Annotated in this window: 12 protein-coding genes; all 12 read right to left on the reverse strand. The window is 45.7% G+C overall.

The window, feature by feature from the left end:
• Positions 1 to 89: 89 nt before the first annotated feature.
• The gene (locus tag A8708_RS26165) at positions 90 to 1,250 is read right to left on the reverse strand and encodes a DUF2264 domain-containing protein (protein ID WP_068668505.1); all 1,161 of its coding nucleotides are present in this window, start codon (positions 1,248 to 1,250) and stop codon (positions 90 to 92) included.
• Positions 1,243 to 2,364 (reverse strand): glycoside hydrolase family 88 protein, encoded by a 1,122-nt coding sequence (locus A8708_RS26170; protein ID WP_068668507.1) that lies wholly within the window; start codon positions 2,362 to 2,364, stop codon positions 1,243 to 1,245. The genes A8708_RS26165 and A8708_RS26170 overlap by 8 nt, the downstream gene beginning before the upstream one ends.
• Positions 2,365 to 2,858: 494 nt before the next feature.
• Entirely contained in the window at positions 2,859 to 3,641 is a 783-nt protein-coding gene (locus A8708_RS26175; protein WP_068668509.1) for an SDR family NAD(P)-dependent oxidoreductase, read from the reverse strand.
• Between the two features lie 151 nt (positions 3,642 to 3,792).
• On the reverse strand, positions 3,793 to 4,878 hold the full coding sequence (locus A8708_RS26180) for a Gfo/Idh/MocA family protein (protein WP_068668511.1): 1,086 nt from the start codon (positions 4,876 to 4,878) through the stop codon (positions 3,793 to 3,795).
• Positions 4,879 to 5,057: 179 nt separating this feature from the next.
• Complete coding sequence (locus A8708_RS26185) at positions 5,058 to 5,723, reverse strand: hypothetical protein (protein ID WP_068668512.1); 666 nt, start codon at positions 5,721 to 5,723, stop codon at positions 5,058 to 5,060.
• Positions 5,724 to 5,798: 75 nt separating this feature from the next.
• Positions 5,799 to 6,764, reverse strand: a complete 966-nt coding sequence (gene glpX, locus A8708_RS26190) for a class II fructose-bisphosphatase (protein WP_068668514.1) — start codon at positions 6,762 to 6,764, stop codon at positions 5,799 to 5,801.
• 47 nt (positions 6,765 to 6,811) lie between these two features.
• Positions 6,812 to 7,615 carry a pyruvate, water dikinase regulatory protein gene (locus A8708_RS26195; protein ID WP_068668516.1) on the reverse strand — a complete coding sequence of 268 codons (804 nt, stop codon included), beginning with the start codon at positions 7,613 to 7,615 and terminating at the stop codon, positions 6,812 to 6,814.
• A 16-nt stretch (positions 7,616 to 7,631) separates the two neighbouring features.
• Positions 7,632 to 8,267 carry a helix-turn-helix transcriptional regulator gene (locus A8708_RS26200; RefSeq protein ID WP_239696855.1) on the reverse strand — a complete coding sequence of 212 codons (636 nt, stop codon included), beginning with the start codon at positions 8,265 to 8,267 and terminating at the stop codon, positions 7,632 to 7,634.
• A gap of 587 nt (positions 8,268 to 8,854) precedes the next feature.
• A complete protein-coding gene (locus A8708_RS26205; protein ID WP_068668519.1) occupies positions 8,855 to 9,151 on the reverse strand; it encodes a chromate transporter in 297 nt (98 codons plus the stop codon).
• Positions 9,148 to 10,062, reverse strand: a complete 915-nt coding sequence (locus tag A8708_RS26210; RefSeq protein ID WP_275667936.1) for a DMT family transporter — start codon at positions 10,060 to 10,062, stop codon at positions 9,148 to 9,150. The genes A8708_RS26205 and A8708_RS26210 overlap by 4 nt, the downstream gene beginning before the upstream one ends.
• 124 nt (positions 10,063 to 10,186) lie before the next feature.
• Positions 10,187 to 10,690, reverse strand: coding sequence for a hypothetical protein (locus A8708_RS26215; RefSeq protein WP_082927814.1), 504 nt, complete (start codon positions 10,688 to 10,690; stop codon positions 10,187 to 10,189).
• Positions 10,691 to 10,908: 218 nt separating this feature from the next.
• Positions 10,909 to 12,459 (reverse strand): ABC transporter substrate-binding protein, encoded by a 1,551-nt coding sequence (locus A8708_RS26220; protein ID WP_167355933.1) that lies wholly within the window; start codon positions 12,457 to 12,459, stop codon positions 10,909 to 10,911.
• Positions 12,460 to 12,512 lie beyond the last annotated feature (53 nt).

The raw sequence follows: 12,512 nt of genomic DNA on the forward strand, positions 1-12,512 counted from the left end.
ATACCCACAAATATTTACATTTTGACGCATACAAATAGCACGTACCCATCCCATTAGGACGTGTACGTGCTTAGCACTCAAATATTCAACTACTCATATAACGCTTTATCTATCGCAACCGTTTGACCAGACCAAACTTGCTGTGAGGTCCACGGAACCGCCGCACCTTGCCAGAACTCATCATCCGCTGTCAAGCCTAGCGGTAGGAACACCGCAGAACATAAGTATAAGCTACCTGTCGAGATATAAGGTTCGCCCAGCTCTGGCTGATGCCCGCAAAGTCCTATCCGCAACCAGCCACCTTCATCGAAAGTACCTGGTGCTTCAATCAATCGGCGTATGACGGCTGTTAAAGCTCCCCGAACTTGAGCTGGTTGAACGCCCACAGGCAACTCACGTCGCTGTGATGTCTGTGCCAGCGCTTGGAAGGCTCCAAAGCGGTAGGCTAACGAACGGCCAATCGCTGGGAATGTGCCTTCAGGCGAAATCATGCGCTCCTGAACGGCTGCATAACGCTGCGCTCGTTTCAGGATATTCTCGCGCATATTGCCCCAATCTGCATATAGCTCATGCACATGCTCGATGATATCCACCATCATGGGCTGAATAACGAAACTGTTATAGTAATCCGCATGATAGTCCACGCCATCACCATACATGCCATCGCCAAGATACCATTGTTCATGCTGTTTCAATGCAAAGTCAACACGCATATGGTCCCAGTCTTCGCCCATGACACCCAGTGCAGTCTCTGTCATTGCTGCGAAGAGCAGCCAGTTATTGAAACCTGGCTTACGCGTCCGTGAGGTTTTCATCGCGGCAGCGAGATTCTTTTGGACGCGGGGCTCTAAGCTGTGCCACAGCGCATTCGGTGCACGCAGAATGGCATGTGCTAAGAATGCGGTATCAACGATTGGCTGCATGCCCGTCGCAAAATTCAAGAAATCCGGAGATTCTGGATCCGTTGCTGCATCCATCGCCTCTTGAGCGAGCTTAACGTATGCCTGACGAAACTGCTCTTCCTCGGCATCTAACGCTGGTGTCTCTAGCCAAGGTGCCATACCTACCAGCGTTCGACCGAACGCTTCGAGATGCGTGAACGCGCGTTGTTCTTCTCTTTTACACTCAACTGGCATTGTGGCTCTAAGTTGTCTGCTTGCCAGCGCCCGTAGGACAGGCTCAGCGATGCGAAGCATCGTCTGAACCCAGTAGGCGCGATCTGTTGCCACAGCCGATTGTGAATTACTCATACCAGTACCCCTTGAATCCTTTTTCCAAACGAAGCAGAGCCTCTAAATAGTAGTAGTCGCCCCAAATCACATAATCATCAGGTGCGGCGCCGCCGCGAACACTGTAAGAACCGCGCTCGAGTAAACCTTGTGCACCTGGTTTCCCAATTGTCGCGTAGGATTTCACGAGTCCTGCCATCGAACGTTGTACGCCATCTTCCAAGAAGGCACGATCTGGATCATCCGCTGCCAAATGCTCAAGTATTTCTAAAGCTCCTGCCGATGCAATCGCTGAAGCTGAACTATCCCGCTTGGTTTCAGCATTCACAGGCGCATTGAAATCCCAGTATACAACATCATCTTCTGGCAAACGCTCGAAGAAATAACGCGCTAAGCGTTTAGCTGTCTCTAGATAAAGCGGATTCTTCGTGTAGTGATACGAAAGCGCAAACCCGTAAATTCCCCACGCTTGTCCTCTTGTCCAAGTAGATCCATCCTGGTAACCTTGATGCGTTCCGCCACGCAGAGGTTCACCTGTTTCTTGGTCAAAATAGAACGTGTGATACGATGAATCATCACCACGTACCAAGTAACGACGTGATAGATCCGCATGGATAATCGCGACTTCTTTATATTTTGCATCTCCCGTTTGTTCGTATGCCCAGTAAAGCAACGGCAGATTCAACAAACAATCAATAATGATCCGCCCGCCATTGTGCTCATCACCTTCGGGACCCCAAGCTTGAATATATTGGCCCTTCGGTCTCCAACGTTTCATCAACACATCTGCAGCTTGCAATGTAAGTTGCTTCGCGTTCTCATCCTTCTCCAGGATCCATTGCGCTTTGGAAGAAAGGGAATATAAGAATCCAATATCATGATGATCCAATCCAACATGATTCTCTAGTCGATTTTTAAAACTCGCAACCGTTTTTTGTGCAGCCTCTTGGAATACTTTGTCACCGCTATACTGGTAGCTCAGCCACAGAATCCCTGACCAGAAGCCATCCGTCCAATCGGTATTCGGATTCAGATGATAAATATCGTTCTCACTAACATGAGGGAACTGATCCCCAAAACGCTCAATATTCACTTTCGTCTTCTGTAAAGCATCCTCAATCGCTTGTTTCCACATGATCGAATCACTCCGTATCCCTTGTTATAGGTTGCTCATTACATCCTCCAAATTCACGAGCGAGTTAAACGTTTAACACTCATATTTAGATTAAATTGAAACGTTTAACCTGTCAAGTAAAATTAACGATTTTGAAGCCGATCTCTAAAGTAAAACTTTAATTTAATTTATTTTTCAAAAAAGGCTTTTCCCTCTAAAAAAAAATAGAACCAACATCGATTTCCTTACGTAATACTATTCATGCATGACATTCTTTCAGGGTTAGGGAGGTTTCTTGCTTATGACAATCACATTCGGCTTTCACCACACTACTTCTATCCGGGACGCTATCTCTGAGATCGTCTGGTATCTAAGAAAGAAACGTAGAATTTAATCCAATCACCATGCCCTAAGAAACATAGAAGAAGAACAAAGCCTATGGCTTTCCGTTATCGGAGAGACATAGGCTTTGTTGCATTCGAGCTTATTTGTATTTTGAGAACTTATATGAACTTCTATAAGGCTGCGCCTTTTCCACCATCAATATTCACAGAGGTCCCGGTTACATAGGAAGCCGCATCAGATGCCAAAAAGGTAATCACATTCGCAGCTTCCTCCGCACTCCCAATACGGCCTAATGGAATATCATGTCGCGGATCACTTGCGAACTCATCCCACGTGAGGTCAGGTGCAACTTTTTTCCACACTTTCTCGATCTGGTCACTGCGAATAGTTCCAATACATACGGTGTTGACCCGAATCTGTGCAGAGCCCAAATCTTTGCTCATCGCATTCGTTAACGCCAATCCAGCCGCTCTGCTAACCGATGTCGGGAGCGATGAAGCTGAAGGTGTTTTGGCTGCTGAAGTTGTAATATGTATGATTGATCCGCCACCTGCTTCTCGCATATGGGGAATCGCAAATTGCGAGCAATGGATCGCCCCGAATAATTTTAATTCTAAATCTTGACGCCACACAGCCGAACCTACCTGTTCAAATGGTGCTGCAGCAGAAGTCCCTGCATTATTCACAAGAATATGTAATCCGCCAAAATGCTGAACTGTCTCTTCAATTGCTCGCTGACAATCGGCCTCTGATGTCACATCTGCCACAATTGTTAAAACTTCGCCTTCAGTTAGATTAGCAATTTGAATCGCAGCTTCCTGAAGCTGCTCTGGATTTCGCGCAAGTATAGCCACTTTCGCCCCTTCGCGGGACAGCGAAATAGCAGTAGCTAATCCAATCCCTTTGCTTCCACCTGTAATTAATGCTACCTTATTTTGCAAGCCCAAGTGCATATGGTCCGCTTCCTTTCTCTCAATACCAGATTTATGGCAACCTACTAATAAGCATACGCCAACTACACCCCTATTTTCAAATTCCATCTGAAACAAACGCAAAGAAAAAACCACGAGGACTTAACATCCTCATGGTTTTCCTTGGCCGTTGCTATTGGTTTAAATAAACAGCTTGGCCCGTGCGAGCGGACTCATAGATGGCTTCAAGAATTTGCGATACAACATATGCTTGCTCAGGTGTTACTACCGGATCAATGTCTTGGTCAATCGCATTGATCCAAGTGCGCATTTCTACGTCAGCAGCACTTTCGCTTTTACCGTCGTAGAATGCAACTCCGCCTGCATTCAAATCAACCTCGGTTGTGTATAGACGACTGTGCTTCTCACCATTGATGCGAAGGCCGCCTTTCATATCCGCTCCACCTTCTGTACCACTGAGCGAGCACTTCGCTTCGTCGACTTCAAGCGTGTTTAAAGCCCAGCTGGATTCAAGAATAATGGTTGCGCCATTCTCCATAACGATCATCCCGAATGCGGAATCCTCAACAGTAAATTTACTTGGATCCCATGGTCCCCATGCGTTAGCTGCGTTCTCTTTTTGGGACAATTGGTGATAAGACGTACCTAATACGACTTTCGGCTTATAGTTGTCCATCATCCAAAGTGTAAGATCTAAGGCATGCGTACCGATATCGATTAACGGACCGCCACCTTGCTTCTCTTCATCAAGGAAAACACCCCATGTAGGTACCGCACGACGACGAATAGCATGTGCTTTAGCAAAATAAATGTGACCAAGCTCCCCATCTTCACACACATTTTTCAAATGTTGACTATCCGGACGGAAACGGTTGTTGTAACCAATCGTCAATTTTTTGCCAGTGCGTTTCGCTGTTTCAACCATGCGTTTCGCATCTTCAGCTGTTTTCGCCATCGGTTTCTCACACATAACATGCTTGCCAGCTTCAAGAGCAGCAATTGAAATTTCCGCATGTGAAATATTCGGTGTTAGTACATGCACGATATCAATCGTAGCATCTTGTAGAACTTCTTTATAATCTTCGCAAACTAGCGCGCCTTCAATCCCATATTTCGCTGCAGCAGTCGCAGCACTCTCTTGAATAATGTCACAAAATGCGACCAATTCAACATTGGATAACTTACTCAAACTAGGTAAATGCTTACCATTCGCAATTCCACCGCAACCAATAATACCAATTCGATACTTACGTGACATGTGAAGACCTCCAGTAGGTTTTTGCCTTGCAACACACATATATGATATCTAGACAACTCTAATAAATGTAGCACATGAAAACGCTTATTTTTAGTCTAACTTTCGGACAATCAGACTCAGAAATTACGACACGACAAAAAACCAGGAGAAGATGTCTCCTGGCTTTTACTTAGACTTACTTAGCTGCTACCTACCCTTTTCTGAGCATCCTCCAAATAACTGCGATATAGGGGTTCATTCGGCTGTTCCTGCGTTAAATTCTCATAGTAGCGAGCGACTTTTTGAAAATAATAAGCATGTACGTCACTGGTCGGCACTAGCCGGAAGGGATCCCAGCGAAACGTTTCTACACGATACGCTTGACCTTGCTCCTGCGTCCATAAGGCGATTTCGCAAAGGCCATCCTGCCCATTCCGCGTCGGCATATCTTCGATTTCCAAATGTGAATAGGTCGTACCAGGTGGAATTACACGTTGAAATCCATTCTGTGTCCATTGAATAATATCCAACTCTGCGATAGGTTCCTCTGCCCGCTCCCAACCGATTAAGACATCCCAGCCTTCTTTGCGAGAAATAGGGGCTGCAGCAAAATCTTTAACCGCTAGATTCCTGCCTGTGGATGCCGACCCGATCGGAAACCAATTGCCAGAGTACTCTTTCAAGGAAAACAAATATTGATGGTCCAAATATCTATATAGAGCTGTGATTTCTGGAAACCCATCACCATCCACATCGGCGTAAAGAATTGCCGCGGGATCTCCCTCCTGCTTCAGCACGACAATCTCTGCCTCCTCAGGTATGCAACTGCGGACGACGGAAAGAAAATCAATTGAAGACAAGCTCATGTTATCCCTCTTTTCACATCTTCTCATCTCAAGTATATGCGGCGGGGAACTTGGCACATGTCTAGCATGATTAGGTTAGGCGCTTCCGCGTTGCTCCTCATGCAACTGATGAAGGCATTGGATAAAACGCACAGTCTGTGTCTGTGCTCTCATCACAACCGAGTGCGTCTGTGCACGACCGCCCCAGCCATATTTAACACCATTTAAGAAATCGCCTGATGTGACCCCTGTAGCCGCGAAAATAATATCTGAATCGCCAACTAGGTCCCGCATGCCTAAGACTTTCAATGGATCCGTAATCCCCATGGCTAGACACCGAAGATGCTCTTCTTCATTCTCGGGTAGCAAACGCCCTTGTAGTTCGCCTCCCATACAACGCAATGCTGCTGCTGCAAGAACTCCTTCAGGAGCTCCCCCTGAGCCTACATGGAGATCAATCCCCGTTTCTGGGAATGCCACCGCCATTGCACCGGCCACATCGCCGTCACTGAGTAAATATATTTTGACCCCGAGTCTTCGCAAAATCATTATGTGTTCGGCATGTCTGTTGCGATCTAAGATGGAAACGGTCAATTCTGAGATTTCCTTATGTAGAATGCTTGCCGCTTTCCGAATGGTCAGCTCAAGCGGATCTTCCAGACTCAGTTTGCCAGCCAATCGTGGTCCGACAGCCAGCTTAGCCATATACATATCAGGGGCATGGAGGAGATTACCTTTTTCCGCGATAGCCACAACAGATAGGGCATTATTCCGTCCGCTTGCAACAATATCCGTTCCCTCTAAGGGATCAACGGCTACATCAAATTCAGGTCCAACGCCACTCCCTACCTCTTCACCAATGTAAAGCATAGGCGCTTCGTCCATTTCACCTTCACCGATGACGACAGTCCCCCGGAAAGGAACAGCACCAAAATATTCCCGCATCGCAGAAGTAGCTGCTCCATCCGCATCATGTTTATTCCCTTTCCCTGTCCAACTGGATGATGCAATGGCTGCCGCCTCCGTTACCCGTACGATTTCCAACGATAAGTCTCTGTGCATAAGCGATCCCACCCTCTCGAAATTGGTTTGATTCGTTGACTGATGCGTTATGATCTTTCCGCCAAAATTAAGCCCGCTGTTTCCTCAATTGCTTTCTCACTCACATCAATAATCGAACAACCCAACTCACGATACAATTTCATGGCAAAAGCTACTTCTTCCTCTATGCGCTCTTTCGTCGCGTATTTAGCCCCGAAAGGGAGGCCAACGGCTTTCAATCGTTCTGTACGTATCCCAATCAGCTTATCCACACTCATCGTCAGCCCGACAAGCTTCTTCGGGTCAAGCTCAAATAATAGACTAGGCGGCTTAACCTCTGGAACTAACGGATAGTTCGATACCTTAAATCCCTTATGCGCCAGGTAAATACTAAGGGGTGTTTTGGAAGTTCGTGACGGTCCCAATAAGACGATATGTGCCTGTTTCATCATGCTTGGATCTTTGCCATCATCGCTATTGACTGTAAATTCCACTGCTTCCACCCGTTGATAATACTGTTCATCTAATTGATAAAGCAGCCCGACTTTCCGCTTCGGCGAATCCTTAAACGTGTCGATAAAGGCTTGCATCATCGGTCCCATGATATCAATGGCATTCACATTCAAACGAATGGCTTCTTGCCGCATCATTTCTCTTAGTTCAGGCAATACAAGTGTGTATGCGATAAATCCATTCAGTCGTGAGGCTTCTTCCACAATCGCTCGCACTTCATCTTCGGTTCGAATGGAACCATATCGCTTGACGGCAACCTGACTTGCATTAAATTGCCGAATCGTTGCTTGAACAACCGTATTTGCTGTTTCTCCTACCGAATCCGAACATACGAAAATGGTATGCAGCTTCTCTCCCATGTAAATTCCCCCTGATTTACGTACCTAGCGCTACATCCAGCAGCAATTTGGTCATTGTTGTTTTCGTAATTCGGCCAAGCACTTCCAGCCCTTCCCGGCCTTCCATCGCCTTAACGACAGGCAAGCTGTCTACTTCATGCTGAATCATTTTCCGGGCTGCTTCTAGCACACTATCCTCAGGCTTGACCGTAATAATGTTGGGTTGCCTGGTCATGACCAGCGAAACTGGCATAGCCGTTGCCGTTGCATGTCCTAAGGTGACCTTCAGCAAATCCTTTCGAGAAACGACGCCAGCTAGCGCATCTTCCTGATTAACAATCATCAAACTTCCCACATTTTCGAGAAAAAGGGCAACAACCGCATCACTTACCGTTACCGTTTCACGAAGCAATACAGGAATGCCCATCACGTCTTTCACCTTCAAGGATTCAATCAACTTGCTGGGTGCATGTGCGTCTTGCACTGCTGTTCCGAGAAAATAGCCAACCTTTGGCTTGGCATCTATATGCCGTAACATCACTAATACCGCTAAATCCGACCGAATCGTCGGTCGACTAACTCCCAGCAGCTCTGCAATGCGTTCCCCAGCAATCGGCGCATATTTGCCGACGAGATCAATAATTTCTATTTGGCGAGCCGTAAGTTCAATGATGTATCCCTCCTAATGCTACTTAACAATGCTATATAGTGTGTTCTATTTGTTATATATTGTACATTATATAACATTTATTCGAAATATAAAGATGTTTATTGCCTATAAAAGAAATATTTATCAGTTCACTAAGCTGAATACAGTGAAAAACCCTTACCACCAACTCTTTGAGAGGAATGGTAAGGGTTTGATGATAGCGACTGAATGATTGGATCGGGCCAGGCCAGGTTGGGGAATTGGCTAGCTGGTGGCGTGGCGGGTTCTGGCTGCGGCTAAGTCAATGGAATTTCTTGGACTTGAGTGAGCTATGGCAAGTGGGTAGACGGACAACTTCTGCTACCCTTACATAAACCATTTACCTGTAAAATATACAGCTAATCCAGAAGAAATCCGTCAAATATTCCTCTTTAATGGAAAATATACAGTTAATTTCCCTAAAAACACTCAATCCCGGAAAAATACCCAAAACTAGCTACATGAAATCCATCTAATTTCCTTTTTATCGATAAATCTAAGAATTTAACTACAGAAAATCCATCTATTCAGTTACGGCGGGCGCTTTTCTCTCTCCACGGTACTCCAGCATTTCACAAGAAAAATACAATGCCCATCACGCCGGCGCCTACAATAACCCCAATAGGATGCAGCTTATATGTGACGATTGCCACAAAAGCGCCGGCAGCAATGAGCAGTGTGGCAATTTGTTTCCACGTGACCCCCACTTCTACAGTTCCAAAGGTAGATTGGCCGAAATGCAGCGCTGCATAAATAATAAAACCAGTCACAACAGGCTTGATGCCGTAAAAGGACGATGTAAACCATGGATTGGCGTGCCAACGAAATAGGAAAACAGCCATGCTATATTCAGGTAGCGTTTGATTCATTTAGATAAAATGAGGCGCACTTGCTTCTTCATTGCCCGATTCGTCAAATACACTCCTAACACGATGGAGAATGCGCCCAGAAGATGATAGAACTGCAAGGATTCCCCTGTAAATGTGGTTGCGAAGATCGCACTAAACAATGGGATGAAGTTGAGGAATCCTGCACACCGCTGCGGACCGGCAAGCTCAATGGCTTTATTCCAACTCAGGAAAGCTACGATGGATGCAAAGATACCTACATATAGCAACCCACTAACTAAGGCAGGACTCCAAGATACATCAGGTGCTTGAATGATCCACTCGATCGAAGAACTGGGTATCAACACCACAAGCGCAACGGTAACTTGCACCAGCAGAAATGGACTTGCCGGAAAGCGACCAGCCATTTTCTTCATGCCCACTGAATATAAAGCCCAACATAAGATGGCAATCAGCATGAACATATCGCCTCGATTAACGGATAACCGAAGGAGGGCAGGCAAATCCCCTTGACTTATAATCCAACATACACCTAGGATCGATACGCCTATTCCAGGAAGTGCCCACCAGGCAAGTCTTTCCTTCATGACTGCCCAAGTGATGAGAATAACGAATATCGGTGTCGCCGAATTCATTAAGGAGGCATTGATGGACCCCGTGTATTGGACAGCGACATACGTGAGTGAATTAAATCCCGCTACCCCAGTCAGGGAGAGGAATATCACCATTTTCCAATTTGCAAGGTATTCATGTTTCAGTTTCCAAGCAGCTTTGCCATACAGGGGTAGTAAGCACAAGAATGCTATACCCCAGCGCACAGTTGCGAGTGTAACAGGAGGAATATGTAGAACAAGTGACTTACCCGCCACAAAGTTTCCTCCCCAAATACAAGTTGCTAAGATTAACAAAAGGTACGGGGATCGTTTCAACATGGAAAATAGTATCTCCTTATCGTTGTCATTATGTATTAATACGAGAACGCCATGTACAAATTATAAGTTAAACGCAAACAAAAGTCTCCGATTCTCTCGGAGACTCAGGTGAACGATCACATGTTTAACTATCGTCCTCTAGAAATTGAACCTCACAGTAGCAGCCAAGCGGGATCATTTCGCGCAAGAAGCGCAGCAGAATCTCCTTCTCATGCTCCCCCATACGTTTAAGCGCATCAAAATCAAAATGGATCATGCTATGAATGACGTCATAATGTTTAAATCGCAAACGTCCATAAGGAAATTGCCGATTGATCGCGGCTAGAATACCATATTGATTTAAGTTAGAGCGCAACGCCGTTTGCGTAATATCCACAGGCACTTCTTGCAACAGCGGCACGTTATCCGCACGAACTGCACAATAAGCCTTAACTTGAAAAACCACGTATGGGTACAAGTAAGCGTTTGCATATTTTTCCACATTGAGCGCATCCTGTTTCGATAGTTGCAGATCCTCATTCCATGCATAAATCGTTGCCCTATATTTATCAGACGTGTGAATTCGGATGTACCTTAAATGGGGAAAGCGAGTTTTCACTAGCTGTTCCGATAATAGCCGTGTTCCCACCAAGATCACCTCTTTCATTCTTGCTACTGTATGATTAGTATATGCATGTAAACAAAAACAGCTATCCTTTTGCTGTGAAAAAGGTGTGCAAAGGCAGCTTACTTTGTCTTCATGTTTACTCATCTATATTCGAAAGCTTGGCCTAATATGATGAAGCGACATAAAAGCCGTCCCTTGGGGTCAAATGACCCAAAGAACGGCTTCTTGTCTACTACGCGTTACAAGCCTCTCGCTTTCAGGAAAGCTTGCCACTGCTTCGTCGTTTCCGCATCGATCTTGTCTTGACCCGCTGCTTTCAGCTTGTCGATATACTTCTGCAGTTGATCTGCAGGATCTACAGCACCTGTTTCAAGTGCCACTTGGAACTCGTTATCTACAGCAGTCACATTGGCCACCTCAGACTTGATGGCGTCTCTGTTCACATCAAAGCCGTAGGAAACTGGCACCATGGCGCTTTCGTTTAATTTGATCGTTTTGTCCCACACATCAGGAGTCTGTGCACCTTTCAAGAAGGCGTTAAATTGGTTGCCGAATACCCAATCCACATTGGGTGCATAGCCGGAATCCTTGATCGGTTCAATATACTTGTCATCCTTCTTCGTATAATGCTTGCCTTCCAACCCATTCGAAATCAGATTATATAACACTTTATCTGTGTTCAGAAGGTTGATGAACATGAGGGCACGATCTGGGTTCTTGGAGGTTTTGCTAATCACCTGCATCGCACTCGCAACGCCTGTGAAGTAGGAATCAGAGATAGGTACATACATAACAGCGTTGCCGCCGTTATTCGCCATTTCATCCACTTCGCCGCCTGGCTTCGTCGTAAACTCAAGGCTTACCGCTACTTTCCCCTTCTTCTTGAGATCCGTAATGTTCTTCAATAGCGGCGCATCCTCATTGATATAGCCAGCCAATGACCATTTATGCATCGTCGTAAAAAAGTCCTTCTTATTCTGCAGTTGTTGAATTTTCGTGATGGAGGTGTACGTTTTGTCATCTTTCTTATACGCAACCGCAAGCCCATCTGCGGCAACTAGATTCGGGTCTGTATAGAGGCCCCATGAATTTTGAGCCATCCCGAAAGGAATTACATCCTTTTCATTGTCCTTGATCGATTTCAAGAAAGGTTCGAGATCTTTATAGGTTTTAATTGAAGCAACATCCAGTTTATATTTGTCTACGAATTGCTTTTGAATGACGAGACTTTTGGTCTTGGCTGCGATTTGATAAACCGGGAAGCCATACACTTTGCCATCCGTCGCTTTCATATCCGGCCAGAATTTATCGGGAATATTCTTCCGAGCCGCTGCAGCATTTTTACTGATCATTGCATCGGTCAGCTCCAAGAGCGCACCTTTGTCAATGTTCGGCTGATAACTAAGCAGCCAATATTTGGAGCCCCACGCCACATCGAAAGCTTCACCGGAGGCCATGATAGTGTTCAATTTCGGATCATATTCATCAAAGGAAAGCGGCTTAAGATCGACAGTAGCATTAATTTTGCTCTTCACATATTTATTGACTTCCTCATTCACGAGTGCCTGATCTTTACCAGGCGGATTACTTGGATAATAGAATGTTAATTTGACTTCAGGCAATGTGCTTGGTGCAGGTGTAGCGGGCGTCGCGCTCGTCGTTGTTGGTGGGGGTGTTGCTGCCGGTGTTGTCGTTTCACTTGCCGTGTCGGTCTTGCATCCAGCTAATACGGACATACTCAGAAGCATAATGGCCGCAGAGCTCAGGTACATTTTTTTTACTTGAATCAACCTAAACACCTCCATATTAAGAACCCCTTGTAACTTCAGAACATCAATCAATC

This window comes from Paenibacillus oryzisoli (assembly GCF_001653565.1).
Classification (GTDB): domain Bacteria; phylum Bacillota; class Bacilli; order Paenibacillales; family NBRC-103111; genus Paenibacillus_E; species Paenibacillus_E oryzisoli.

Coding starts and splice junctions, on each gene's coding strand:
- A8708_RS26165 (WP_068668505.1), bottom strand. CDS start 1,250: ATGAGTAATTCACAATCGGCTGTGGCAACAGATCGCGCCTACTGGGTT.
- A8708_RS26170 (WP_068668507.1), bottom strand. CDS start 2,364: ATGTGGAAACAAGCGATTGAGGATGCTTTACAGAAGACGAAAGTGAAT.
- A8708_RS26175 (WP_068668509.1), bottom strand. CDS start 3,641: ATGCACTTGGGCTTGCAAAATAAGGTAGCATTAATTACAGGTGGAAGC.
- A8708_RS26180 (WP_068668511.1), bottom strand. CDS start 4,878: ATGTCACGTAAGTATCGAATTGGTATTATTGGTTGCGGTGGAATTGCG.
- A8708_RS26185 (WP_068668512.1), bottom strand. CDS start 5,723: ATGAGCTTGTCTTCAATTGATTTTCTTTCCGTCGTCCGCAGTTGCATA.
- glpX (WP_068668514.1), bottom strand. CDS start 6,764: ATGCACAGAGACTTATCGTTGGAAATCGTACGGGTAACGGAGGCGGCA.
- A8708_RS26195 (WP_068668516.1), bottom strand. CDS start 7,615: ATGGGAGAGAAGCTGCATACCATTTTCGTATGTTCGGATTCGGTAGGA.
- A8708_RS26205 (WP_068668519.1), bottom strand. CDS start 9,151: ATGAATCAAACGCTACCTGAATATAGCATGGCTGTTTTCCTATTTCGT.
- A8708_RS26210 (WP_275667936.1), bottom strand. CDS start 10,062: ATGTTGAAACGATCCCCGTACCTTTTGTTAATCTTAGCAACTTGTATT.